Source organism: Actinoplanes sp. NPDC049316, assembly GCF_040677315.1.
In the GTDB taxonomy this organism is placed as follows: Bacteria; Actinomycetota; Actinomycetes; order Mycobacteriales; family Micromonosporaceae; genus Actinoplanes.
The window spans coordinates 330,433-355,590 of record NZ_JBFAQM010000004.1 but is presented as its reverse complement, the minus strand read 5'-3'; the positions used below and the strand labels follow the sequence as shown (position 1 = coordinate 355,590).

Annotated in this window: 24 protein-coding genes; 14 read left to right on the top strand and 10 right to left on the bottom strand. The window is 73.4% G+C overall.

Features of this window, described 5'->3' with window-relative positions:
- Positions 1-68 precede the first annotated feature (68 nt).
- Entirely contained in the window at positions 69-413 is a 345-nt protein-coding gene (locus AB0K03_RS08985) for a barstar family protein (RefSeq protein ID WP_364679599.1), read from the bottom strand.
- 122 nt (positions 414-535) lie between these two features.
- Between AB0K03_RS08985 and AB0K03_RS08980 the strand changes: the two genes are divergently transcribed.
- From AB0K03_RS08980 to AB0K03_RS08965, 4 genes are all read left to right on the top strand, one after another.
- On the top strand, positions 536-1,429 hold the full coding sequence (locus tag AB0K03_RS08980; RefSeq protein WP_364682305.1) for a phosphotransferase: 894 nt from the start codon (positions 536-538) through the stop codon (positions 1,427-1,429).
- A gap of 63 nt (positions 1,430-1,492) precedes the next feature.
- Entirely contained in the window at positions 1,493-1,831 is a 339-nt protein-coding gene (locus AB0K03_RS08975; protein WP_364682303.1) for a hypothetical protein, read from the top strand.
- Positions 1,832-2,659: 828 nt separating this feature from the next.
- A complete protein-coding gene (locus AB0K03_RS08970) occupies positions 2,660-2,977 on the top strand; it encodes a PadR family transcriptional regulator (protein WP_364682301.1) in 318 nt (105 codons plus the stop codon).
- Positions 2,971-3,876 (top strand): hypothetical protein, encoded by a 906-nt coding sequence (locus AB0K03_RS08965; protein WP_364682300.1) that lies wholly within the window; start codon positions 2,971-2,973, stop codon positions 3,874-3,876. The genes AB0K03_RS08970 and AB0K03_RS08965 overlap by 7 nt, the downstream gene beginning before the upstream one ends.
- Before the next feature lie 235 nt (positions 3,877-4,111).
- Here AB0K03_RS08965 and AB0K03_RS08960 read toward each other — a convergent pair whose 3' ends face one another.
- The 6 genes from AB0K03_RS08960 to AB0K03_RS08935 form a co-directional block, all read right to left on the bottom strand.
- Positions 4,112-5,320 (bottom strand): pyridoxal phosphate-dependent aminotransferase, encoded by a 1,209-nt coding sequence (locus AB0K03_RS08960; protein ID WP_364682298.1) that lies wholly within the window; start codon positions 5,318-5,320, stop codon positions 4,112-4,114.
- A 31-nt stretch (positions 5,321-5,351) separates the two neighbouring features.
- Entirely contained in the window at positions 5,352-6,302 is a 951-nt protein-coding gene (locus tag AB0K03_RS08955; protein ID WP_364682296.1) for a PHB depolymerase family esterase, read from the bottom strand.
- A gap of 23 nt (positions 6,303-6,325) precedes the next feature.
- The gene (locus tag AB0K03_RS08950; protein ID WP_364682294.1) at positions 6,326-7,222 is read right to left on the bottom strand and encodes an alpha/beta hydrolase; all 897 of its coding nucleotides are present in this window, start codon (positions 7,220-7,222) and stop codon (positions 6,326-6,328) included.
- Positions 7,219-8,826, bottom strand: a complete 1,608-nt coding sequence (locus tag AB0K03_RS08945; protein ID WP_364682293.1) for a class I adenylate-forming enzyme family protein — start codon at positions 8,824-8,826, stop codon at positions 7,219-7,221. Before AB0K03_RS08945 ends, AB0K03_RS08950 begins: the two co-directional genes overlap by 4 nt.
- Positions 8,827-8,901: 75 nt before the next feature.
- Positions 8,902-10,824 carry a helix-turn-helix domain-containing protein gene (locus AB0K03_RS08940; RefSeq protein ID WP_364682291.1) on the bottom strand — a complete coding sequence of 641 codons (1,923 nt, stop codon included), beginning with the start codon at positions 10,822-10,824 and terminating at the stop codon, positions 8,902-8,904.
- Between the two features lie 24 nt (positions 10,825-10,848).
- On the bottom strand, positions 10,849-11,616 hold the full coding sequence (locus AB0K03_RS08935; protein WP_364682289.1) for a 3-hydroxybutyrate dehydrogenase: 768 nt from the start codon (positions 11,614-11,616) through the stop codon (positions 10,849-10,851).
- A 154-nt stretch (positions 11,617-11,770) separates the two neighbouring features.
- Between AB0K03_RS08935 and AB0K03_RS08930 the strand changes: the two genes are divergently transcribed.
- From AB0K03_RS08930 to AB0K03_RS08910, 5 genes are all read left to right on the top strand, one after another.
- Positions 11,771-12,973 (top strand): substrate-binding domain-containing protein, encoded by a 1,203-nt coding sequence (locus AB0K03_RS08930; protein WP_364682287.1) that lies wholly within the window; start codon positions 11,771-11,773, stop codon positions 12,971-12,973.
- Between the two features lie 78 nt (positions 12,974-13,051).
- Complete coding sequence (locus AB0K03_RS08925; RefSeq protein ID WP_364682454.1) at positions 13,052-13,789, top strand: ABC transporter ATP-binding protein; 738 nt, start codon at positions 13,052-13,054, stop codon at positions 13,787-13,789.
- Positions 13,786-14,490 (top strand): ATP-binding cassette domain-containing protein, encoded by a 705-nt coding sequence (locus tag AB0K03_RS08920; protein ID WP_364682285.1) that lies wholly within the window; start codon positions 13,786-13,788, stop codon positions 14,488-14,490. Before AB0K03_RS08925 ends, AB0K03_RS08920 begins: the two co-directional genes overlap by 4 nt.
- Complete coding sequence (locus AB0K03_RS08915; protein ID WP_364682283.1) at positions 14,491-15,354, top strand: branched-chain amino acid ABC transporter permease; 864 nt, start codon at positions 14,491-14,493, stop codon at positions 15,352-15,354.
- Complete coding sequence (locus tag AB0K03_RS08910) at positions 15,351-16,355, top strand: branched-chain amino acid ABC transporter permease (protein WP_364682281.1); 1,005 nt, start codon at positions 15,351-15,353, stop codon at positions 16,353-16,355. The genes AB0K03_RS08915 and AB0K03_RS08910 overlap by 4 nt, the downstream gene beginning before the upstream one ends.
- On the opposite strand, the gene AB0K03_RS08905 is transcribed toward AB0K03_RS08910, so the two are convergent.
- A complete protein-coding gene (locus AB0K03_RS08905; protein ID WP_364682279.1) occupies positions 16,356-17,729 on the bottom strand; it encodes an MFS transporter in 1,374 nt (457 codons plus the stop codon).
- A 142-nt stretch (positions 17,730-17,871) separates the two neighbouring features.
- Positions 17,872-19,515, bottom strand: a complete 1,644-nt coding sequence (locus AB0K03_RS08900) for an ATP-binding protein (RefSeq protein WP_364682277.1) — start codon at positions 19,513-19,515, stop codon at positions 17,872-17,874.
- Between the two features lie 140 nt (positions 19,516-19,655).
- Between AB0K03_RS08900 and AB0K03_RS08895 the strand changes: the two genes are divergently transcribed.
- The 4 genes from AB0K03_RS08895 to AB0K03_RS08880 all read left to right on the top strand — a co-directional run bounded on the left by AB0K03_RS08895 (position 19,656) and on the right by AB0K03_RS08880 (position 23,894).
- Positions 19,656-20,030 carry a response regulator gene (locus AB0K03_RS08895; protein ID WP_364682275.1) on the top strand — a complete coding sequence of 125 codons (375 nt, stop codon included), beginning with the start codon at positions 19,656-19,658 and terminating at the stop codon, positions 20,028-20,030.
- Positions 20,030-21,133, top strand: a complete 1,104-nt coding sequence (locus AB0K03_RS08890; protein WP_364682273.1) for a HEAT repeat domain-containing protein — start codon at positions 20,030-20,032, stop codon at positions 21,131-21,133. Before AB0K03_RS08895 ends, AB0K03_RS08890 begins: the two co-directional genes overlap by 1 nt.
- Positions 21,130-22,593 (top strand): glycosyltransferase, encoded by a 1,464-nt coding sequence (locus AB0K03_RS08885; protein ID WP_364682271.1) that lies wholly within the window; start codon positions 21,130-21,132, stop codon positions 22,591-22,593. Before AB0K03_RS08890 ends, AB0K03_RS08885 begins: the two co-directional genes overlap by 4 nt.
- 125 nt (positions 22,594-22,718) lie before the next feature.
- Complete coding sequence (locus AB0K03_RS08880) at positions 22,719-23,894, top strand: PP2C family protein-serine/threonine phosphatase (RefSeq protein ID WP_364682269.1); 1,176 nt, start codon at positions 22,719-22,721, stop codon at positions 23,892-23,894.
- On the opposite strand, the gene AB0K03_RS08875 is transcribed toward AB0K03_RS08880, so the two are convergent.
- Positions 23,891-24,427, bottom strand: a complete 537-nt coding sequence (locus AB0K03_RS08875) for a YbhB/YbcL family Raf kinase inhibitor-like protein (RefSeq protein WP_364682267.1) — start codon at positions 24,425-24,427, stop codon at positions 23,891-23,893. The genes AB0K03_RS08880 and AB0K03_RS08875 overlap by 4 nt on opposite strands.
- Positions 24,428-24,516: 89 nt before the next feature.
- Here AB0K03_RS08875 and AB0K03_RS08870 point away from each other — a divergent pair, with 89 nt between their 5' ends.
- Positions 24,517-25,155 carry a GntR family transcriptional regulator gene (locus tag AB0K03_RS08870; protein WP_364682265.1) on the top strand — a complete coding sequence of 213 codons (639 nt, stop codon included), beginning with the start codon at positions 24,517-24,519 and terminating at the stop codon, positions 25,153-25,155.
- Positions 25,156-25,158 lie beyond the last annotated feature (3 nt).

Sequence of the window (25,158 nt, the reverse complement as noted above, 5' to 3'; positions counted from 1 at the left end):
AGGAATCATGAAGCCGCTTAGGGAAGCGAGTGCGCGGATCCGCCGATGAGCGGGCGCACTCCTATGGATCAGTCCGGGGCTTGCCGCGTCTCATCGCCGCTCGGATCTCTCCCCGCCTCCGGCGCCGGCTGATGGACCACGAGTCGCGAGCCGCGGCCGGCGAAGGTCTCTCTCAACGCCCGAGCCTCGCGGTTCCGCCGGGAGAAAAGACCCACTCGATCGACATGAACGACGACCGCATCGTGGCGATCGATGAGATCCGAGATACCTCTGACCTGGATCGTGTCACGCCAGGCCTCAATGTTCCTCCCGAACCACGCTGGGAGGCCGCAAGGAACAGACACCGCATCCCAGAAGTCGTCGAGCGTCTCCATCCTCCTGCCCCTCAAGTCGACGACGAGATCATCGGCCACGTTCCCACCCCACCTCACCTTGGAGATTCACTGATGGCGTCCACAATGACGCAGCGGCGCGCGGGGCCCCAACTCGATATCCGGATCTGCCGCCGTTCGTGCGTGCTGGTGGCGGGGCTCACGTGGGCGCGGTCGCAGTCGGCCAAACTCGCTTGCGACGCGACTTCATCGTGGTGATGCTTGCCCTCTGTCTGGGGCCGGTGAGCGACGAAGGGCACGTGGTGGGATCTTCTGAGCAGCTCGGCTCTTGGGGCTCCGGCACGCACGTTGCGGATGCGGTTCTGCTCGGCGGAGTCGTACGCAAGACGGCCGGGCCTTGGACACCTGCGGTGTTCGCCTTGCTCAGGCACCTTGAGCAGGTCGGTTTCGCCGGAGCGCCGCGTGTGGTCGGCGACGGGTACAGCTTCGTTCCGGGCGAGTCTCCGCATCCACACGCTTGGTCAGACGAGGCCGTGAGCGCGGTAGGCACGCTGCTGCGTGGACTGCACGACGCCACCGCGACGTTCACGCCGCCCGGCGATGCCGTGTGGCAGGCGAACTGGCTGCGCCAGCTTGGCGGCGACGACATCGTGATCGGTCATTGCGATCCTGGGCCGTGGAACATCGTCGGCGAACACGGGCGACCAGACGCGTTCATCGACTGGGAGTTCGCCGGCCCGGTGGATCGCCTATGGGAACTCGCCGAGACGGTTTGGCTGAACGCTCAGCTCGCCGACGACGACGTCGCAGAAATGCAGGGTCTACCCGACGCGCTGACCAGGGCTCGTCACGCTCGAGCCATCGTTGACGGCTACGGCCTGCCCCGAGCCGCACGAGACGAACTCGTCGATCGACTTGCCGACGTCGCGATTCACAACGCACGCCACGAGGCGGTCGCCCAAGGCGTGACCATCGACAGCACCGCGGCGATTGCCGACGACGGGTACCCGATCTTGTGGGGCATCACCTGGCGAGCGCGAAGCGCCTCGTGGATCGCCCGGAACCGCAACACGATCCGCCGGGCCATGCTTGAGTAAGTGGCCAGGCTGGCCATCCACCGCGAGCTCGAGGCAGTTCTGCGTGCCCGATAGGCTCAACCCGTGGGCCTCGACGTTGAACTATTGCGGATCGAGCAGACGGGCACGTGCCCACGGCGACGGCAGTCAGTCGAGGTGGCGGTGGTCGCCGACACGGGATTCCGGTTCGCGGGGGCGGTCGAACGTGCGCAACACATGGGGTCGACGCCGATGCTCGACCGCATCGACCTCTACGGGACGCTGGAACTGTCATCAGACGAGATGGCACAGCTTCTGGACGAGCTGAACCAGATGCTGGAAGCCTCCATCGACCGGGAACGCGAGGTGCTCGAGGCGGTGCATCGCCTGGCTGTTCGGCGCCGCGCCGACCGTAACCTGGCGCTTCGGTTCGTAGGAGACTGACCACCCGGCCGATCCGCGCTGCTGGCCTGCCATACCGTCAGCCGCTCAGCACAAGCAGCGCCGTGACCTCGGCCGTAGCGAGGTGCAGTCCAGCCGGCTTCGAGCACAAGATCGGTACTCGTGCGGTGTCGGCCACTCGCCGCCATCCGGAGCGGGCCGGTGGTTTCATCTTCCAGGTCGTCGAGGTCCCGGTCGCCGATTGCTACGCCCGGGTCCGGACTTGCGGGGTCGCGACGGCTGATCAGCCGGGCCGTCGACGGCACCCGGACTGGAGAATGACACCGACGGCGCCGCAGGCCGGGACGACGCAGGTGGTGGCCATTGCGACGCCGTGATCTGCGCTGCGGTGACGGGCGGCGGGGGCGAGATCTGGTCGAGCAAGCGCTGGGCCATAGAGGCGTCGATCTCGAGGTCAGCGCTGATACGGATATCGGCGGCGGTCGCCAGGTCCACGACGTCGTCGCTGGTGACCGCATCAGCTCCGAGAGTGCTCAGCCGCCGCGCGAACTCCTGCATGTCAATCATCTGCAGCCTCATCCTCGGGTTGCTATTGATCCACCGTAACCCCCGCCTCGGTCGGCGGTTCCCCCAACCACCGCCCGGGCCACTGCGGTCAACAGCGATGCCAGCATGCCCGCGGCCGGTCGTCGTTCGCCGGGAACAGCGGTGACATGGACCACCAGGCGGTCGCAAGCTCGTGCTGCCGCTGGCCGGTGGAGGCCACGCGACCGTCGATGGATGTGAAACCGGCTGGCGCAGTCGGCGTCGGGCCGGTTGTGGTTCGGGTAGGGACTGGAACCCTATGTAGACCTTAGATATAGTGCGCCGATGCGGATGACAGTAACGACGGCCCGGGTTCTCGCCGTGCTGCTCACCGAGCCGGAAGCCGACCGGTACGGGTTGGACCTCATGCGGGCTACCGGCCTGAGCAGCGGCAGCCTCTACCCGATCCTGCACCGGCTGCAGGAGGCGGGCTGGCTCAGTGCGCGGTGGGAAGAGATCGACCCTGCGGCCGAAGGGCGACCGGCCCGCCGGTTCTACCGGCTGACCCCGGACGGGGTCGTGCAGGCGCGGCAGGCCCTCGCCGAGCTGCGCACGCAGACCACCGTCCCGGCCGCGACCGGCAAGGCGAGTCCGGCATGGTGAGCCGGCGGATCGCTGCGGCGCTGCTCCACCTGGCCGGCCGTCGCTGGCCCACCCACCTGCGAGAGCAGGTCCACCGGGAGTGGGCCGCCGAGCTGCACGTCCTGGCCGCCGAGGGCCGCCCCTGGGCGATGCTGAAATACGCCGCAAGCCTCGCCGCCGCCCGGCCGGTGCGCGAACCCGTCACCGCCGTGGCACGCGCCGCGGCGATGTGGCGGGCCCTGCGCCTGACCGTCGTCGCGCCGCTGGCCGCGGTCGCCGTGTTCATCGCCGCCCTGATCGTCGTCACTGTGATCAGCGCGCTGCTGCCCAGTGCGACCGAGAACCTGCAGTACGGGGTCATGACCGTGCTGCTGGTCGCCGGCGCCGTCGGGTTGGCCCGGCTCGGTCGCTGGTGGACGGTCGGCGGTGCCGGGACGACCACTCTGGTGCTGGCCGTCACGGTGCCCGGCTTCGTGCTCGGTTGTCTGCAGTACGCGATCTCCAGCAGTTCCTCGAAGCTGGCGGTGCACGCGCCGGCGTACCTGGCCTTCTTCGGCGGGCTGGCCGGGCTGCTGTACGCCGTCGACCGGGCGGCCGCCGCCGGTAACCGCACCCGGGCCTGGTGGATCGGTGGGCTCGGCGCGCTGGTCCTCGCCGACGTCGCGGTGACGGTGCCGGTGTTCCTGGCCTCCGCCACGCCGGATCCGGCCTCGGCGCCGGTGTGGCTGTTCACCGCGTTCACGAACAGCGGCTTCGGCCTGCCGAGCCCGGCCGGGTGGGAGATCTTCACCGTCCTCGACGCGACGGAGCTGGACCCGCAGATCTTCTTGCTCTCCAGCGGGCTCGCCCTCGGCGTGATCATGCACAAGCGCGCCGGCCGGGCGCTCGCGGCACCCGGCCGGCAGGCTACGGAGGGTTGATCCGTCGATGCCCGGGCTGGTCAATGCAACCCCGGGCCCGCTGAGCTCGATGATCGTGCCGACGTTGCCGGTAGGGAAGGCGGTGCGCCGCCCGGTGGCGGCGCCATGCACGCTCACCTAAGGCGCCATGCTCGCTCACCTAAGCGGCGGCGTCGGGGGATGCCGACGTGTCGTGGGCGATCGAAACGGTCATGCCCGCAACGCTCGCCGACCGGCGAGGACCGAACCGGAGACCCTACTGGGTGTACGTCTCCAGGAAGCGGCGCAGGCGGTCGGTGGCGTCGTCGAGCACGTCCACCGGCGCGAGGAACACCATCCGGATGTGGTCCGGGGTGGGCAGGTTGAAGCCGGTGCCGTGGGAGAGCAGCATCAGTTGCTGCTCCAGCAGGTCGATGATGAGGCGCTGGTCGTCGCGGATCTTGTGGACCTCGGGGTCGAGGCGGGCGAAGAGGTAGAGCGCGCCGTCGGGCTTGACGCAGTCCACGCCGGGGATCTCGTTGATCTTCTGCCAGGCGTGGTTGCGCTGTTCGTAGAGGCGCCCGCCCGGCCGGATCAGCGTTTTGATGCTCTGGAAGCCGCCGAGCGCCGTCTGCACGGCGTGCTGCGCGGGGACGTTGGGGCACAGCCGCATGTTGGCCAGCAGTTGCAGGCCCTCGACGTACTCGCTTGCGCGGTGCAGCGGGCCGCTGAGCGCCATCCAGCCCGAGCGGAAGCCCGCCGCACGGTACGTCTTCGACAGCCCGCTCATGGTCAGCACCAGCAGGTCCGGGGCGAGCGCCGCCGCGCACTCGTGGCGCGCGTCGTCGTACAGGATCTTGTCGTAGATCTCGTCGGCCAGCACGAGGAGCTCGTGCCGGCGGGCGATGTCGAGCAGGCCGAGCAGCGTCTCGCGGGAGTAGACCGCGCCGGTCGGGTTGTTCGGGTTGATGATCACGATGGCCCGGGTGTTCGGCGTGATCTGCGCCGCGACGTGCTCCAGGTCCGGCTCCCAGCCCAGCGACTCCTCGCAGCGGTAGTGCACCGGGCGGCCGCCGCACAGCGTCACCGCGCCGGTCCAGAGCGGGTAGTCCGGGCTCGGCACGAGCACCTCGTCGCCGGTGTTGAGCAGCGCCTGCAGCGACATCACGATGAGCTCGGAGACGCCGTTGCCCAGGAACACGTCGTCGGGCTGGACGCTCTCCACGCCGAGGGTCTGGTAATACTGCGCGACGGCGACCCGGGCCGAGTAGATGCCCCGCGCGTCGCTGTAGCCCTCGGCGTCGGCGAGGTTGTGCACCATGTCCGCGACGATCGGCTCCGGCGTGGCCAGCCCCCAGGGCGCGGGGTTGCCGAGGTTCAGTTTGAGGATCCGGTGCCCGGCGCTCTCGAGCTCCTGAGCCCGCCGCAGCACCGGGCCGCGGATGTCGTACCGGACGTTCTTGAGCCTGCTCGCCTGGGCCACCATGCCGTCGAGCATAGGTCGGGCGAGCGGTCCGTCAGGCGTTCAGGCCCCAGAACGAGGCGATGTGGTACGACGAGCAGATCGAGTCCAGGAAGTACGCGCCGGTGGCCCCGCACTGGTCGGTCGCGCCGCCCGGGTCGACGGGAGCGCCGTGGCCGAGCCCCGGCACCCGGTCGAGCTCCACGGCCACCCGGCCGTCCGCGGTGGCGTAGCTCTCGCGTACGGTGCCGCCGGGCAGGGTGGTCGTGGCCGCCGGGGTCTGGCCGATGCCCCAGACGTTCGTCCACTGGTCGCGCAGCTCGGTCGCATTGGCCGGCACCACGGTCGTGTCGGCGGTGCCGTGCCAGATCGCGACGCGGGGCCACGGGCCGGTGTACCCGGGGTTGGCGGCGCGCACGAGCTGGCCCCACTGCGCCGGGGTCTTGCTCTGCGGCAGATACTGGCAGATGACCCCGCAGTTGTACGGCAGCCCGGCGACGACCGCCCCGCCGGCGAAGACATCCGGGTACGCGGCGAGCATCACGGTCGTCATCGCGCCGCCCGCGGACAGCCCGGTCACGTACACCCGCCGCGGGTCCGAGCCGTATCGGGCGACGGCGAAGTCGACCATCTGCTTGATCGAGAGCGCCTCGCCGCGGCCGCGGGCGATGTCGCCGGCGTTGAACCAGTTGAAGCAGGACAGCGCGTTGTTCGCCGACGTCTGCTCGGGGAAGACCAGGGCGGCGGCGTACAGGTCGGCGTACTTGGACCAGCCCGAGTTGCCGTAGTACGCCGACGCGCTCTGGGTGCAGCCGTGCAGGGCCACGATCAGCGGGCGGCCGGCGGGCAACCCGGCCGGGACGTAGCTGTACATCCGCAGCGCGCCCGGGTTGCTGCCGAAGCCGGTGACCTGGGTCAGGCCGGCCGCGGCCTGCGCGGGTGGGGCGAGCCCCGGGATGAGGGCGGCGCACGCCGCCAGAACTGTCAGTGCCGCTCGGATCCGCATGGCCTGCCTCCTAGATGGGGGAACTAGGTCGTGACCAACTCCAGAACTCGCTCGGCGACGCGTTGCACGCCGTCGGGGTCGAACAGGATCGTGTAGTGGTTGACGCCGGGCACCCGCTCGACGGCGATCCGCGCGGGATCGAGCGCTGCCGCGGCGAGGCGGTCGGGGTCGTACAGGCCCTGGTCCTCGTCGAGCAGGCCACGGGGCGCCCACATCAGCCGGGCCGGGCAGCCCAGCCGGTGCACGGCGGTGACGGTGTCCCGGGTGATCAGCGTGTCGGAAGCGTCGGCCCGGACCGCGGCCAGCGCACAGGACGAACGCAGCTCCGGCGGCGTCCCGGTGAGGTCGCGCAGGACGTACGCCTCCACCGCGGGCGTCCAGTACGGCCCCAGCGCCGGGTGTTCGCGGAAGAACGCCAGGTAGTCCTCGGGCCCGGCGAAGGTCATGGACAGCCGCCGCATCGCCGGCCCGATCACCGCCGTCAGCACCTCGTCCACGTCCACGGTGTCCGGCACCGGCAGCGCCACCCCGCCGTCGATCAGCAGCGCGGCGCTGACCCGGTCCGGGTACGCGGCGGCCGTCGCGGCGACCGCGAACCCGCCCATGGAGTGCCCGGCCAGCGGCACCCGGTCGAGCCCCAGGTGGTCGGCCACCGCGATCAGATCGGCGGCGTGCGCGGCCATGCCGTACGGGCCCGGCAGGCCGCTGCTGCCGGCGCGGCCGCGCAGGTCCGGGGCGACCAGGCGGACCCGGCCGTCCAGCGCCTCGGCCAGGCCGGCGAACGCGAGCGCGTTGGCGGTGATCCCGTGGGCCGCCAGCACGACCGGCCCGGTGCCCGGCCACCGGCACACGCGCAGGGCGCCACCGGCCACCGGCACGTCGAACTCCTCGGGGTGCAACGGATCGGCCACGGCGCTCACGCCTCCGCCCTCGGCCGCCGGAACGATGTCTCGCGGTGCGCTGCCAGCACGGGTGCCAGCCGGCCCGCGAGTTCCAGCCGCTTCGCCTTGCCGGTGGCGGTGAACGGCACGTCCTCGCCGAACACCACCACCTTCGGCTGCAGGGCGAAGTCGAGGCGCTCGGCGCACCAGGCGAGCACCTCGCCCTCGCTGACCTCGCCGTCGGGCACGACGTAGGCGGCCACCTCGTCGCCGTACAGGCGGTGCTCGAAGGGCACGGCCAGGCCGAACCGGACCCGGGGATGGCCCTGCAGCACCTCGTCGATCTCGAAGGGCGAGATGTTGTGCCCACCCCGGATGATCAGCTCCTTGAGCCGGCCGGTGACGAAGTACGCGGGCTCGCCGTGCGGGCCGGGCTGCCAGAAGCCCTCGTCGCCGGTGTGGAACCAGCCGTGCCGGAAGGCCTCGGCGGTGGCGTCGGGGCGGCCGGCGTACTCGCGCATGACCATGCCGCCGCGGACGCCGATCTCGCCGCGGACCCCGGCGGGCAGGCTCGTGCCGTCGGGGGCCAGCACGGCCAGCTCGGCGTGCGGCAGGGCGGCGCCGATGCTCGGGAAGCCGTACGCGGTGTGCCAGTGCCGGCGGTCCGCGGCGGCCAGCGCGGGCATGGCGGCCGCGACGCAGGTCGTCTCGGACAGGCCGTACAGGTGCCGGACGGGCAAGCCGAAGCGGTCCTCGAAGCGCAGCGCGGTGTCCGCGGCCAGCGGCCCGGCCCCGCAGAGCACCTCGCGGAAACCCGGCGGCGGCGACCCGTCCGCGGCGAGCAGGAACTCCAGCAGCGTGGGCACGAGGCTGGCGGTGGTCGCGCCCTCGGCCGCCGCGTCGGCCCAGAAGCGGTCGCCGCGGAACCGGTCGCACAGGACCGTCGAGGCGCCCGACGACCAGGCCAGCAGGCTGGAGATGACCAGCGCGTTCGCGTGGTGCACGGGCAGGACGGTCAGCACCCGGGTGCCGGCGTCCCAGCCGTACACGCGTTGCAGGCCGTCGAGGTCGGTCCAGAGGTTGGCGAGGGTGAGCACCACGCCCTTCGGCTCGCCGGTGGTGCCGCTGGTGTAGAGGCGTACCGCGGGCCGATCGACGCCGGCCGCCGCCGGGACCTGGCCGGGGCCGGGCTCCGGCAGCTCATCGGTGCGGCACAGCGCCACGGGCGAGCCGGCGGCCAGCTCCTGCGCCCGTACGCTCTGCTCGCCGGTGTGCACCAGCAGGACCACGTCGGCGTCGGCAAGGATGAACCGCTGCCGGGCCGCCGTCTCCTGCGGGCCGAGCGGTACGTAGCACGCGCCGAGCCACCAGCACGCGTACGCCACGACGAGCGCCTCCGCGCTGTTGCCGGCCAGCGCCGCCACGGCGGCACCCGGTCCGGCGCCCCGTTCGTGCAGGTCCGCGGCGACCGCGCCGACCCAGGCCCGCCATCGCTCGGTGGTCCACTCGCGACGGGTGCCACGGGCGTGGCACAGCTCGGTCAGGTACGGCGCCGGGGCGGGCCGGTGGCGCAGGAACTGCTCGAGGTCCGGCCACGGCGGGCGGTGATCGTCGACGGGGGAGCGGGGATCAGCTGTGGGCACGTGGTCAGCGTAGGAAGAACCGGGCGGCGTGCCGATGGGCCGGCGACCCACCGTTGCGGGCCGCGGCGTGGTGGTTCAGCCCATGTCGGGGCCGAGCGGGCCGCGCAGCCGGTGCAGGCGCAGGGCGAGCTGCAGGTCGAGGGCCCGGTCCGGGTCGTGCCAGTCCACGCCCAGCAGTCGGGTGATCCGGTCCAGCCGCTGGGTGACCGTGTTGACGTGCACGTGCAGCTGCTCGGCGGCGCGAGCGAGGCTGCCGCCGGTGCCGAAGTACGCCTCCAGCGTCTGCACCAGCGCGGTGCCGCGGCGCTGGTCGTAGTCGAGCACGGCGCCGAGGATGTGCCGGACGAAGCCGGTCACGTCGTGCCGTTCGCCGAGCAGGAGGCCGACGTAGCCGAGTTCGGCGGTGCCCGCGCCGGTTCCCGTACGCCCGAGCGCGCGCAGCGCCGCCGCGCATCGTTCCGCCTCGCGGTGGGCCGCCACCACCGTTTCGGGTCCGCCGGCCGGGCCGCCACCGCCGGCGACGACGGGCCGGCCCAGCACGCGGCCGAGCTCGCGGGCGACCAGCCGGGCCGCCGCGCCCGCGTCCTCGCCGGGCAGCAGCAGCGTGGTGCGGCCGTCCCGGGTCATGGTGAGCCCGCTGCGGGCGGCGGCGAACGACCGGGCCCAGGACACCGCCTGCCGGGAGCCCTCGCCGGTGTCGTCGGCCGCGACCACCACGATGTGCGGGGCGTCCAGGTCCACGCCGATGCGCCGGGCTCGGGAGCGCAGCGCGTCCGGGTCGCGGACCGGGCGGCTGATCAGGTCGTCGAGCAGCTCGCCGCGGACCTGCGCCTCGGCGTCGGCCACCGTACGGCGGAAGAGCAGCAGCAGCGCGGTGATCTGCGCGGCCCGTTCGAGGATGCGCTGGTCCGCGCCGGCCAGCTCGCGGGCCGGATGGAACACCAGCGCGCCGAGGTTGTCCGCGCCGGCGACCACGGCGGCGACGTACAGCTCGCCGCGGCGCACGCTGCGCCCCTCGCCGCGGGAGGCGGCGACCGCCTCCTCCACCGCCGTGGGGTCCAGGACCGGCAGGCCGGCGGCCCACGACGCCGACTTGGCGGTGGCCAGCTCCCGGCCGTGCGCGTCGAGCACCAGCAGGGCGCCGTCCAGCACGTCGACCAGATCTCCGGCCACGTCGTCCACCCCGCCGCCGCGCAGCACCAGCGCGGTCATCCGGTCGTGCGCGGCGGCGGCCCGTTCCACCGACTCGCTGTGCGCCTGGATCACGGCGTTCGCGGCGGACAGCTCGGCCAGCGCGGACCGGGTCTCGGTGAGCAGCCGGGCGGCGTCGATCGCGACGGCGGCGTGCGCGGCGAGCGACACCAGCAGCGCCACCTCCTCGCGGGCGAACGGCCGCTCCGTACGGTTGGCCGCGAACAGCACGCCGATCACCGCGGCCCCCAGCCGCAGCGGCACCCCGAGGATCGCCACGAGCCCCTCGTCGGTGACCCCGGCGTCGATCTCGTCGGTGTGCTCGAAGCGGGGATCGGCGGCGTAGTTCGCGGTCGCGTACGGCGTGCCGGTCAGCGCGACCAGCCCGCCGAGCCCCGCGCCCGGCGGCAGGCGCAGGCCCTGGAAGCTGGCGGCCACCGAGCCGTCGGTGATGCGCATGTACGTGTCGCCACGGTCGGCGTCGTTGAGCGTCATGTACGACACGTCCGCGTTGAGCAGCGTGCGCGCCCGCCGGACGATGGCGCGCAAAACCGCGTCCACGTCGCGCAGCCCGGCCAGGTCGCCGGCGGTGTCGTACAGCCCGGACAGCTCCTCCTCCCGCCGGCGCCGCCGCTCCAGCAGCGCCCGGACCCGCAGGGCGATGATCTTGGCGCGTTCCAGCTCGGCGAGCTCCGCGCCGGAGAGCCCGGCGTCGCGGGCCGCGATCAGCGGGCGCTCGAACTCCACCGGGGCGGCCTCGCGCGCCAGCAGGGCGAGGAACTCCAGCGGGGAGGGCATGTCAGGCATTGTGCCGCCGCCGGCGCTCCGGCGTCAGTGTGCGGTCCAGCCGCCGTCGATCGGGATCGAGGCCCCGGTGATCAGGCCGGCCGCCGGCGTGCACAGGTACGCGGCGAGCTCCGCGACCTCCTCGGGCTCCACCAGGCGCTTGATCGCCGCCCGCTCCAGCATGATCGTCTCGACGACCTCGGACTCCGGGATGCCGTGCAGCGCGGCCTGGTCGGCGATCTGCCGGTCGACCAGCGGCGTGCGGACGAACGCCGGGTCGATGCAGTTCGAGGTGACGCCGCGGCCGGCCCCCTCGAGCGCCACGACCTTCGACAGCCCTTCGAGCCCGTGCTTGGCGGCGACGTACGCGGCCTTGTACGGCGAGGCGATCAGCCCGTGCACCGAGGAGATGTTGACGACCCGGCCCCAGCCGCGGTCGTACATGTGCGGCAGCGCCCGGCGCACCAGCCGGAACGGCGCCTCCAGCATGACCGCCTGCAGGTGCCGGAACCGGTCGGCGGGGAATTCCGGCAGCGGCGCGACGAACTGCAGCCCGGCGTTGTTGACGAGCACGTCGACGTCCGCGTCCAGGCCGTCGACCGCGTCCGGGTCGGACAGGTCCGCGGCGACGGCCCGGCCTCCGACGGCCGTCGCGACCTCCTTGGCGGCCGGCTCGTCGACGTCCACCGCGATCACTTGCGCGCCCGCGGCCGCCAGCCGGACGGCGCACGCCCGCCCGATACCGCTCCCCGCGCCGGTGACCAGCGCCGTACGCCCCGACAGGTCCAGCCGGACCACCTCTGCCGTCGTCATACCGCCGAACCTACGGGCCGCGGGCCGCGCGTACCCATGGGCGACTGTCACACAGTCCCCGCGCGTCCTGTGGGGACCGCGCACATGGCTGTGCCGTCATCGCCGTTCGTAGCGTGAGCCAACGCGGAACGTCGATGTGATGAGAGGGTTGGCGATGAGTGGATCGGCGACATCCCGGCGGGCGCTGCTCGCCGGCTGGGTGGTGACGGCGGTGGCCGTCGCGGCGGCGGGCTGCGGCAGCCCGCAGGAGGCGGCGAACGGCGACGACGACGCGTCCGCGCCGTTGAACGTCGGGGTCGTCTACTCGCAGAGCGGCCCGCTCGCCAGCTACGGCCAGCAGTACGTCGAGGGCTTCAAGGCGGGTCTCGCGTACGCGACCGGCGGCACCGGCAAGATCGGCGAGCGCGCCGTGAACGTGAGCTACGCCGACGACGCCGGAGACCCGGTCAAGGCGGTCGCCGCGGCGAAGGATCTGATCGGCAAGGGCTACAAGGTGCTCGCGGGCTCCACGGCCTCCGGGGTGGCGCTGCAGGTGGCGCCGCTCGCGGCGAGCAACAAGGTGCTGTTCGTCTCCGGGCCGGCCGCCACGGATGCGATCACCGGTGTCAACCGCTACACGTTCCGTTCCGGTCGGCAGTCCTACCAGGACGTGCAGACGGCCAAGGCCTATCTGGGCAGCGGGCGCAAGGTGCTGGTGCTGGCGCCCGACTCCGCCTTCGGCCGCTCCAACGTCGATGCCGTGACCGCGGTGATCGGCGGGGCCGGGGCGAGCGTCACGAGCATCGCGGTGCCGGCCACGGCGACCGACTTCACGCCGTTCGCCGGGCAGGTCAAGGCCGCCCGTCCCGACCTGGTCTTCGTCGCCTGGGCCGGGGCCACCGCGTCCGCCCTGTGGCAGTCCCTGGACCAGCAGGGCGTGCTGTCCTCGACCACGGTCGTGACCGGGCTGGACATCCGCGCGGCCTGGCCGGTGTTCGGCAAGGCCGGCGCGAAGCTGCACCTGCTGGCCCACTACTTCGACGGGGCCGTGGACAACGACGCCGTGCGTGCGCTGCGGCAGGCGGTGCCCGGCGGCCGGACGGACCTGTTCCATCCCGACGGCTTCGCCGCCGCGCAGATGATCGTGCACGCGTTGCAGGCGGGCGGCTCCGACGTGGAGAAGATGGTCACCGCCCTGGAGGGGTACGGCTTCGACTCGGTCAAGGGGCGGCTGACCGTGCGGGCGCAGGACCACGCGCTGCTGCAGCCCATGTTCCAGGCGAAGCTGACCGGCTCCGGCGCCGCCACCTCCGCGACCGTCGTGGCCACGGTGGCTCCGGACGACGCGGCCCCGCCGGTCGCGGCGATGAAGGGCTGACCGGTGCGCAGCCTTGCGGAGGGCGGCGCGACGCCGGTGGACGAGCTGGGCGGGGACCGCGGTGGACCGGCCGCCGCCCTGGCGATCGAGGGCGTGTCGTGGCGTGTGGGAGCCGTGCCGATCGTCGACGACGTGAGCCTGCACCTGCGGCCGGGGGAGTTCCTCGCCCTCATCGGGCCCAACGGTGCGGGCAAGACGTCGCTGTTCAACCTCGTCAGCGGACTGCGCCGGCCCAGCGCCGGGCGCGTCGTGCTGGGCGGGACGGAGGTGACCCGGCTGGACCCGTACCGGCGGGCGCGGCTCGGGCTGGGCCGGACGTTCCAGACCTCGGCCGTCTTCGGCTCGCTGACGGTGGCCGAGAACGTCGCGCTGGCGGTGCAGGCCCGGCTCGGCGGGGCGATGCGCCCGTGGCGGCGCCGCGGTGACCGCGAGGTCGCCCGGGCGGCCGGCGACATCCTCACCCGGGTACGCCTCGGCGACCGCGCGGACGCCGCGGCCGGGGCGCTGGCCCACGGCGAGAAACGCAAGCTCGAACTCGCCCTGGTGCTGGCCGGCTCGCCGAGCGTGCTGCTGCTCGACGAGCCGATGGCGGGGGTGAGCGCTGAGGACGTGCCCGCCCTGGTCGAGGTGATCCGCGAGCTGACCGCCGAGGGCGCGCGCAGCGTGCTCATGGTCGAGCACCACCTCGAGGTGGTGCTCGACCTGGCCGACCGGGTGGCGGTGCTGCACCACGGCGCCGTGCTCGCCTGCGACACGCCGGCCGCGGTGATGGCCGAGCCGACCGTGCAGCAGGCGTACCTGGGGGAGGAGCTGTGATCCTGCGGCTGCACGACCTGTCCGTACGCCTGGGTGGCTCGCACATCCTGCAGGGCGTCAGCTTCGGCGTACCGGAGACCGGGGTGACGGCCCTGCTGGGCCGCAACGGCGTCGGCAAGACGACCACCCTGCGGGCGATCCTCGGCGAGGTGCCCGCGGCCGGGACCGTCGAGCTCGGCGGCGAACCGGTGCTGGGCCGCCCCACCCACCGGCTGGTGCGCTCCGGCCTCGGGTACGTGCCGGAGGATCGCTGCGTCTTCGCCGGGCTGACCGTGGCGGAGAACCTGCGGCTGGCCGAGCGCGATCCCGATCCCGACTACGACACCGTGCACACGCTCTTCCCGGAGCTGCGCGACCGGGCCGGGCAGCGCGCCGGCACCCTCTCCGGCGGCCAGCAGCAAATGGTGGCGCTGGCCCGGGTGCTGCTCAACCGCAACCGGCTGCTGCTCGTCGACGAGCCGACCAAGGGCCTGGCGCCCGCGGTGGTCTCCTCGGTGGCGGCGGTGCTGGAACGCGTCGCCGAGCGCGTACCGGTGCTGCTGGTCGAGCAGAACCTGGCCGTGGTGCGGCGGCTGGCCCGCGACGCCGTCGTGCTGGCCGCGGGCCGGGTCGCCTGGCGGGGCACGGCCGCCGACCTGCTGGGGGACGCCGGCCGGACCCGGGCGTTGCTCGGCGTCGGCTCGACCGCGAGGAGCCACTGAATGTCCACCGTCATCCTGCTGACCCTCACCGGCCTCGGCCTGGCCGCGCTGTACTTCCTGATCGCCTCGGGTCTGTCCCTGGTCTTCGGGCTGGCCGGGGTGCTGAACTTCGCGCACGGCCTGTTCCTGTCCGTGGGCGCGTACGCGACCTGGTGGGCTGCGCCGCGCTGGGGCCTGGCCGCCGCCGTACCGGTGGGCATCGCGGCCGGCGCGCTCACCGGCGCGCTCACCGAGCTCGTCCTCATCCGCCCGCTGTACCGGCGCCCGACCGAGCAGGTGCTGGTGACCGTCGGCCTCTCGCTGGCCGGCGTCGCCCTGCTGCAGTCGGTGTGGGGCGCCGACGCTTTGCCGTACCCGCGCCCGTCCTGGGCGTCCGAGATCACGAGTGTGGGAGGCGCCCAGGTGCCCGACGACCGGTTCCTGCTCATCGGCGCGGCGGTGGCCGTGCTGCTCGCCCTGCTGCTGTTCCTGCACCGCACCCGGTACGGCCTGGTGATCCGCGCCGGCGTGGAGAACCGGGCCATGGTCAGCGCGCTGGGCATCGACGTCCGCCGGGCGTTCACGCTCGTCTTCGCGATCGGCGGGGCGCTGGCCGGCACGGCGGGCGTGCTCGGCGGCATGTACTTCGGCTCGGTGTCGCCGGGGCAGGGCGCCTCGCTGCTGATCTTCGCGTTCATCGTGGTGGTCATCGGCGGGCTCGGCTCGGTCACCGGCTCGGCCGTCGCCGCGGTGGCGGTCGGCCTGCTGCAGCAGTTCCTCAACTACTACGGCACCGCCGGGGCGGGCGACGTCAGCGTGGTCGTGCTGCTGGCGGCCGTGCTGCTGCTGCGCCCGGCCGGACTGGTGGGGACGGCGACGGCATGAACAAGAAGATCCTCCGGGTGGTGCCGGTGCTCGTGCTCGTGCTCCTCGTGCTGCTGCCGTACTCCACCGCGGCGATCCCCGGCCTGTTCGAGGGGCCGCTCAACGCTCCGGGGACGTTGCAGCTGCTCGCGGTGTGCCTCGTCTTCGGTGGCCTGGCGCTCGGCTACGACCTGCTGTTCGGCCGGGCGGGGCTGCTGTCGTTCGGGCACGCGCTGCCCATCGCGGCGGGTGCGTACGGCACCGGCATCCTGACCGGCCGTCTGCACTGGCCGCTGGGTGCCGCCGTGGCGGTGACCGTGGTGGCCGTCGCCGTCCTCTCGGCGCTGCTCGGCTCGGTGGCATTGCGGACGACCGGCATCGGGTTCGCGATGGTGACCCTGGCCTTCGCGCAGGTGGGCTGGATCGTCGTGAACCGCGACCCGGGCGGCCTGACCGGCGGCGAGGAGGGGCTCCCGCTGGTGAGCGCCGCCCTGCCGCCGGCCCTCGTGGGCGTGGCGAACACGGTGAACCTGTACTGGCTGGCGCTCGGGTTCCTGCTCGTGGTCGTCGTGGTGGTGCAGGGCATCGACCGGGCGCCGCTGGGCCGGGTGCTGACCGGGCTGCGCGACGACGAGCGCCGGGTCGCGGTGCTGGGGCTGTCGCCGTACCGGCTCAAGCTGGCCACCTTCGTCCTGGCCGGCGCCCTCGCGGCGCTCGGCGGCGCCGTCCACGGGCTGGTCGTCGGCGGGGCGTCGCCGCATCTGGCCTCCGCCGATCTGACGCTGTCGCTGATCGTCATGGCGGTGCTGGGCGGCGCCGGCACCCGCTGGGGCGCCGTGCTCGGCGGTGTCGTGTACGCCTACCTGGACCAGCGGCTCACCCAGGTCGGCGGAAGCCTGAGCGGGCCGCTGGGTCAGCCGCTGTTCGTGCTGGGGACGTTGTTCGTCCTGGCGGTGTACTTCGCCCCGGGTGGCCTGGCCGGGCTGGCGGTTTTCTGGAGAAGCCGGCCGGCCCGGCGGTGACTAGGGCCGCGGCGCGGTGACCCGGTCGTGGCGCAGCGACGACCGGGCGGTCTCCCGGGCGGCCACCACCGCGATGATGGTCAGGACCGAGGCGACCGTCATGTAGATCGCCACCGCGGTCGTGTTCGACTCCTCGACGGTGCCCAGCAGCTTCAGCGCGATGATCGGGGCGAGCGCCCCGGCGAAGATCGAGGCGAGCTGGTAGCCGACCGACGCGCCGGTGTAGCGCACCGACGTGCCGAACAGCTCCGAGAAGAAGGCCGCCTGCGGCGAGTACATCAGCGCGTGCAGGACGAGGCCGACCACGACGGCGAGAATGATCAGTGGTTCCTTGCGGCTTCCGACGAGGTCGAAGAAGACGAACGACCACACCGCCACGCCGACCGCGCCGACCAGGTACAGCGGCCGGCGGCCCACCCGGTCGGAGAGCGCGCCGAAGGCGGGGATGACCAGGAACTGCACGACCGAGCCGAGCAGCAGCGCGGTCAGGATCATGCTCTTGTCGCCGGTGCTGCCCGCGTACGTGGTGAGGAAGGTGATCGAGATGACGGTGAACAGGTAGTACGAGATGTTCTCCGCCAGGCGCATGCCCATCGCGATGAACACCTCGCGCGGGTACCGGCGGATGACCTCGAGCAGCGGCTGGTGCCGTTCGGCGGCGTCCTGCTCGGCGAGCTGCGCCCGGGCTTCCCGGAAGACCGGAGACTCCTCGATGGACAGGCGTACCCACAGGCCGACGCCGACGAGGACCGCGCTGAGCAGGAACGGGATGCGCCAGCCCCAGGACTCGAACGCCGCGTCGGACTGCACGGCCGCGAGCACCCAGAGCACGCCGGTGGCGAACAGGTTGCCCAGCGCCACCCCGGCCTGCGGCCACGACGACCAGAATCCGCGCCGGTGGTCGTCGCCGTGCTCCGCGGCCATCAGCACCGCGCCGCCCCACTCGCCGCCGACGGCGAAACCCTGCGCGAGGCGGCAGGCCAGTAGCAGCACCGGCGCCGCGACGCCGATGGACGCGTACGTGGGCAGCAGCCCGATCGCGATCGTCGCGAGCCCCATCACCATGAGCGAGACGACGAGCATCTTCTTGCGCCCGACCCGGTCCCCGTAGTGGCCGAACACGACGCCGCCGAGCGGGCGGGCGACGAAGCCCAGCGCGTACGTGCCGAAGGCGAGCAGCGTGGCGGTCACCGGGTCGGACTTGGGGAAGAACAGCGTGCCGAACACGAGAGCGGCGGCGGAGCCGTAGAGGAAGAAGTCGTACCACTCGACCGCCGTGCCGATCAGCGCGGCGAAGACCACTTTGATCAGCGGGGTGCGGCCGGTGGGTACGGGTGGGGCGGCGGAATCCGGGCTGCTGGCCTGCGTCGACATGGCGTGCCTTCCTGATGCGCGATCGGTGCGGGGGAGGACGCGGGGAACCGCGTAGGCCCTGACCGTAAGGTCGCGCATGGACACGGGACTATGTGTGCGAGCACCGTCCCGGACGCCGTGCGGTGTGATCGGACGCCATGTGTCAGGCCAGGTCGGCGGCCAGCAGCTCGGGGCCGGGCGCCGGCGCCGCCGTCGTGGCCGCCACGGTGAACCAGAAGACGCTGCCGCCGCCCGGGTTCGGCTCGACGCCGATCTCGCCGCCGTGGCGCGCGACGATGCCCTGGCACACGGCCAGCCCGAGACCGGCGCCCGGGTAGCCGTACGCGGAGGGGGCCCGGTGGAACGGCGCGAAGATGCGGGCGCGGTGCTCGTCCGGTACGCCGATCCCGCGGTCCGTGACCTCGATGCGCCACCAGCCGGGAGCGTGCTCGCGCGCGCCGATCGTGATGCGCGCGGGCGCGCCGGGCCGGACGAAGCGGGCGGCGTTGTCGACCAGCCGGCCCAGGACCCCGGCGAGGAGCTCGGCGTCGGCCAGCACCGGGGGCAGGTCCCCGACGGCGATGCCGGGGCGGGGGCCCGCGATCGCGTCGAGGCGGCCCGCGACGACGCCGAGCGCCAGGGTGGTGGTGTCGACCGGCTCGGGCTTGAGGGCGGCGTCCTTCGCCGACGCGTACGCGATCAGCTCGTCGACCGTGCCCAGCAGCCGCCGGGTGTTGCCGCCGATGCGCTCGAGGAACCCGCGCGACGCCTCGTCCAGGTGCGGGGCGGTCTCCTCGCGGAGCAGCTCGTGGTAGCCGGCGATGGCGTGCAGCGGGGTGAGCAGGTGCTCGCCGGCCGCGGCGGCGAAGTCGGTGAGCTCGGTCGCGTGCCCCCGGTCCTGTCCCCGGATCGCGTCGCGGGCCACCACCCGGTGCCGGCGGGTCTCCGCCGCGAGCACGGTGCCGGCGAGCAGGAAGCTGAGCGTCGCCGCGCCGAGCAACGTGGCGGTCGCGGCGGCCGGTTCCCCGAGGGTTCCCGGCACCGGGTGGACCAGCACCTGCCACGTGTGCCCGGCCAGCGCCACGTCGATCGTGGCGCCGGCGCCGCCGATCGGGGCGCCGGACGGCCAGCGCGCGATCTCCCGGGCGGTGCCCTCGGCGCCGGTCGAGGTCAGGGTGGCGGTCACCCCGGTGACCCCGGCGGCGCGCAGTGACTCGGCGAGCAGGTCGCCGGCGCGCACGCTGACGATCACCCAGCCGCGGAAGGCGCCGCCGTGCACCGGCGCGACCAGCTCGAAGGCCTGCTGGCGGTGGGCGGGCGGCAGCTCGCGGTCGGTGGTCAGCACGTGCGCGGGGCCGGCGACCGGGCGGCCGGTGTCGCGGGACCGGTCCAGGGCGGCGGCGAGAGCGGGCTCGGGTTCCAGGTGCGTCCGCGCCGGCGGGGTGCTCCCGTCGAGGCTCTGCTGGATCAGGACGGCCCGGTCCGCGTCGATCAGGACGACCTGCTGCGCCCCCGGGGGCGGGTCGGCGACGAGCCGCGTCACAGTCGGGGCGAGGCCGGCGGCGGGCTGGGTGGCGGCGGCGGCGACGATCGCGCGGACCGTGTCGGCGTACTGCCGGAACGTCGTGTCAAGCGCTCCGCGTACGGTCGCGGTCCGCAGCGCGAGTGCCGAGGCGGCCGCGTCCCGCTCGGCGTCGGCCACGCCGGCGGCCGCGGCGGCACCGGTGCCGAGCCCGAGGGTCAGCACGGCGCCCGCCAGGGCGAAGCCGCGCCGGCCAGGGGCCCCGAACCACCGGGTGATGTTCACGCAGGCTCTATCGGGTCCGGCCGGGAGGGGGTTGAGAGCCGGCTGACAGGTTGCTGCATTGCTCCCGTTCCCTCCGAGCCGGCGGTGCAAAACGGATATGTTGGGCAGGTCAGCGGCCGGCTCGGCAATCGGGGGGACGGGTGAGCACGATCCTTCTCGTCGAGGACGATCCGGACATCCGGCACCTGGTGTCGTACAAGCTCGGCAAGGGCGGCCTGACCGTGATCGGCGTGGCGGACGGCGTCGCGGCCCTGCGGGAGGCCCGCGTGCACCCGCCCGACCTCGTGCTGCTCGACGTGCGGATGCCGCGCATGTCCGGCATCGAGGTCTGCCGCGAGCTGCGTGCCGGCCCGCTGACCGCGGACGTGCCGATCATTCTGCTCACCGCGCGGGCCCGCCCGCAGGATCTGGAACAGGGGTACGCGGCCGGCGCCACGGACTACATCGTGAAGCCGTTCAGCCCCCGGGAGCTGCTCGAACGCGTCGAGACCGCGCTGGCCCGGGTGGCCGGCTGATGCTGTGGGTGTTCACGCTCGTCATCGCCGTCCTGGCCGGGATCGTGGCGGTGACCGCGACCGCCATCGTCGCCGTCCGGCTGATCCGCGGGCGCCGGCAGCGCACGCTGGCCCGGCTCGCCGCCCAGCCCCGGCGGGCGCTGCTCGCGTTCGTCGCCGAGAACGGTGAGGAGGGCGGCGACGAACTGGTCGCTGTGCCCGACGACGCGTGGCGTGCCGCCGAGCCGCACGCGCTCGCGTTGCTGGGCAAGCTGCGGGGGGAGGCCCACCTCGGGCTCGTCTCGGTCTTCCTGCGCCGCGGCGCCGCGCGTACCGCCCTGGGCCGGCTGCGCTCGCGCAGCCGGGTCCGCCGGGCCCGGGCCGCGCAGGTCCTCGGCGACCTGGAGCTGCGCCGGGCCGTGCCGGAGCTGTGCCGGCTGCTCACGGACCGGCACGCCGAGGTACGGGTGGTCGCCGTCCGCGCGCTCGGCCGCATCGGCGACCCGGCCGCCGCGTGGCGCATCATCGCCGCGCTGGACCGCCCCGACCCCGTCCCGTCGTTGCTGGCCACCCACACGCTGGTCCAGCTCGGGCCGGAGGCGGAGGTGACGTTGTCCGCCGCCCTGGACCATCCGCAGGCCCGGGTCCGCGCCGTCTGCCTCGACGCGCTCGGCCTGCTCGGCGCCGCCGGCTCGGTACGCCGCATCGCCAAGGTGCTGCGCGACGACGCGTACCTCGACGTCCGGGTGGCCGCCGCGACCACGCTCGGCAAGCTCGGCACCCGCTCCGCGCTGGAGCCGTTGACCGGGGCGCTGCGCGGCTCGCGGCCCACCCCGCTGCGTGCCGCCGCGGCCCGGGCGCTGGGTGACCTCGGCGCGCCCGCGGCCGTACCCACGCTCGCGGAGCTGCTCGGCGACGACGCGTACCAGGTCGCGCACGAGGCGGCCCACGCGCTGCGCCGCCTGGGCCCGGCCGGGCTGGAGGCGCTGCGCGAGGTGGTCGAGGCCGAGTCCGGCGCGCGCTCCGGGGCGCACGCCCGCTTCTCCACCGCGGCCGCCCACGCCCAGGAGGCGCTGGCCCTCGCCGAGGTGCTGGCGGGCGAGCGGGTGGGGGCCGCCGCGTGAGCGACGAGATCGTCCGTGAGATCCTGCGCGGCACCGACCTCGCGATCTTCGGATACTTCGTCGCGCTCAACACCAGCTACCTGGTGCTCATGGTGATGGCGGGGCTGGAATTCGGGCGGCACCTGCGGCGCATCCCGTTCGCCGGCGCCGACGACATGTTCCGCAGCCCGCTCACCCTGCCGGTGTCGGTGATCGTGCCGGCGCACAACGAGGGCGCGAGCATCGTGGCGGCGGTGCAGGCGATGACCGCGCTGCGCTACCCGCGCTACGAGGTCGTGGTCGTCGACGACGGCTCCTCCGACGACACGTTCGAGCAGTTGCGGGCCCACTTCGACCTCGTCGAGGTGCCGCGGGTGGTGCCGGCGGAGGTGCCGTACCGCTCGCAGGTGCTCTCCGTGCACGTGGCCCGCGCCAACCCGCAGACGCTGACCGTGGTCCGCAAGACCAACGGCGGCAAGGCCGACGCGCTCAACGTCGGCATCAACCTGGCCCGGCACCCGCTGGTCTGCATGGTCGACGCCGACTCGGTGCTCGACCCGGACGCGCTCCTCTCGGTCGCCAAGCCCTTCGGCGACGACCCGCTGCGGGTGGCGGCGTGCGGCGGCGTGGTGCGGATCGCCAACGGCTGCAAGGTCGTCGGCGGCCGCGTGGTCGACGTCCGCATGCCGCGGCAGTGGCTGGTCCGCGTGCAGGTCGTCGAGTACCTGCGCGCGTTCCTCATGGGCCGTACGGGCTGGTCCCGCCTCGGCGGCCTGGTGGTGATCTCCGGCGCGTTCGGCGTGTTCCGCCGCGACCTGGTGATCGACGTCGGCGGCCTGGACCCCGACACGATCGGCGAGGACGCCGAGCTCGTCGTCCGCCTGCACCACCACCTGCGCGAGACGCGGCGGCACGACTACCGCGTCATCTTCGTCGCCGAGCCGGTGAGCTGGAGCGAGGCGCCCGCGACGCTGCGCGTGCTGGGCCGCCAGCGCCGCCGCTGGCACCGGGGCATCGCGGAGATCCTCGGCAAGCACCGCCGGATGATCCTCAACCCCCGGTACGGCCGCATCGGCCTGCTCGCGCTGCCGTACTACGTACTCTTCGAGCTGCTCGCGCCGTTCGTCGAGCTGGCCGCCGTCGTGCTGCTCCCGCTCGGGCTGTGGATCGGGGCCGTGGACGTCGGCTTCGCCTGGCGCTTCGTGCTGGTCGCGTACGGGTACGGCCTGCTCGTCAGCCTCATCTCCCTGTTCATCGAGGAGGTGTCGTTCCACCGCTATCCCCGATGGAGCGACATGGCCCGCGGCGTGGCGGCGGCGGTGCTGGAGAACTTCGGATACCGGCAGGTGCTGGCGGTGTGGCAGGTCGCCGGGGTGCTCGGCGCGGTACGCGGCCGCCAGGCGGTGTGGGGCGCGATGCAGCGCCAGGGCTTCGGCGGCGACGTGGACTCAGCCGAGATGGTCGGCGCCGGCCGCGGCTGACCGCGGCGGGGCGCGGTACGCGGGTGACGCAGTCCCGGATGGCCGGTGGGCAGGCTGGTCCGAATGACCCTAACTCCGGCGGTGCGGTGGTTGAGCGCACCGGTGCGGGGGGAAGGGAGTCAGGCATGGCCGATCCCATGGAAGCGGTGCGACGTCTGCTCGACCTGCGCCACCGCAGCCGACCGGAGGATCTGCCGCCCGTCCTGGATGCGGTGGCGCCGTTGCTGGGCGCCGCCCGGATCACCGCGCTCATGGTCGACTACGAGCAGATCTCGCTGTGGCCGCTGCACGGCACCGCGTCGGACAGCGCGCCGCGCAGGGTCGACGGCACCCCGGCCGGGCAGGCGTTCAGCACCGCGCGGACCGCGTACGCGGAGCCCTGCCTGTGGGTGCCTTTGCTGCACGGGGCGGAACGTCTCGGCGTGCTGGAGGTCTGGCTCGACGCCGACCCGGGCGAACCGCTGCGCCGCGACCTCGAGGCGATCGCGTCGCTGGTGGCGGAGCTCATCGCGAGCCGCCGCTTCTACGGCGACGCCGTCGAGCTGACCCGCCGCCGTCAGCCCATGCAGCTCGCCGCCGAGATCATCTGGAATCAGCTGCCGCCGCTGACCTTCGCCGCGAACGGCGCGCTGGTCACCGCCGTCCTCGAGCCCTGCTACGACGTGGGCGGCGACGCGTTCGACTACGCGGCCAACGGTGACCTGGTGCACGTGGCGCTCTTCGACACCGTTGGCCACGGCATCGCGGCGAGCGCGCTGACCACGCTGACGCTCAACACGTACCGCAACGCGCGCCGCTGCGGGCTCGGCCTCGCCGACACGTACCGGTCGATCGACAAGTGGATCCGGGCCCAGTATCCCGGCGCGTTCGTGACGGCGGTGCTGGCCGAACTGGACACCACGACCGGCGCGTACCGCCGCATCGCGGCCGGTCACCCCGCGGAGCTGCACCTGCGTGGTGACCGGCCGATGGCGGCGCTGCCGACCCCGACGGCGTTGCCGCTGGGCCTGGGCCACATGTTGCCCCGGCCGCCCGGCGTCACCGAGCTGATGCTGGAGGCCGGCGACACGCTGGTGTTCTACACCGACGGCATCACCGAGGCCCGCTCGGCGGACGGGGAGCTGTTCGGGGTGGAGCGGCTGGGCGCGTTCGTCCGGGACGAGATGCGCCGCGACGTCCCGGCGCCCGAGCTTATGCGGCACCTGATCCACACGATCGTCTCGTACGAGAACGGCGAGCTCCGCGACGATGCGACGGCCGCGTTGGTGCAGTGGCATCCGCCGGCCTCTCGTTTTCCCTAAGCCGCCGGGGTTTCACCGACGGCCGTGAGGGTTGCGCGGCCGAGGATGTGGCCCGCCATGGTGAAGCCGAGATTCGCCGGGGTCGCGTCGGCCGGCACGCCGATGTCCTCGGTGTCCAGAGCGTGCACGGTGACGACGTAACGGTGCGGGCCGTGCCCGGCGGGCGGCGCGGCGCCGATGAAGCGGGCCAGCCGGGCGTCGTTCGGCAGCTGGAACGCCCCCTCGGGAAGGCCGGAGCCGGCGTCGTCGCCGGCGCCCTCCGGAAGCGAGGTCGTGGTCGCCGGGATGTCGGCGACCGCCCAGTGCCAGAAGCCCGACCCGGTCGGTGCGTCCGGGTCGTAGACGGTGACGGCGTAACTCCTGGTGCCGGCGGGGGCTCCGGTCCAGGACAGCTGGGGCGAGATGTCGGCGCCGCCGGGGACACCGAACATCCCCGAGTACTGCGGGGGATCGAGCGGCGCCCCGTCGGCGACGGTCGTGCTGGTGACCGTGAAGGTCGCTGCCTCGGGCAGGCGGGCGAACGGGTCGTTCATCGCGGAGTGCTCCTTCCGTCGAGGGGGTGGATCGTGATCGACGGTAGCACAGATAATCGATTATCTGAGTAATGGTCTATGGTGTGGCCATGAAGGAGATGCTTTCCGGGCGGATCTACGCCACGCTGCGGGAGGCGATCCTGCGCGGCGACTTCGCCCCCGGAGACGCGCTCAAACCCCAGGAACTGGCCGCGGCGCACGGCGTGAGCCTGGCGGTGGTGCGGGAGGCGCTGGTCCGGCTGGTCGGTGACGGCCTCGCCGATCGGCTCACCAACCGGGGGTTCGCCGTACCGGCCCGGTCCGATCGGCGGTGGCAGGACATCGCCGAGGCACGGCGCACCGTGGAGCCCGCGACCCTGCGGCTGGCGATCGCCCGCGGAGATCTGGAGTGGGAGGCGCGCGTACGGGCGGCCCACCACCGGCTGACCCGGACGCCCGCCTACGTCTCGCCGGAGAGCCGGCAGGTCAGTCCCGAGTGGTCCCGGGCGCACCACGAGTTCCACCGCGCCCTGCTGGAGGGCAGTGGCAATGCGGTGCTGCTGGAGACGTTCGACCGCCTCTGGCTGGCCGGTGAGCTCGCCCGCCAATGGTCGACCAACCGCGCTCCCGGCCGCGACTACCTCACCGAGCACCGGCAGCTCGAGGAGGCCGCCCTGGCGCGCGACCCCGACCTGGCCGCCGCTCTCCTCGAGCGGCACGTGTCGCTGACGGCCGAGAATCTGCTGTAGGTC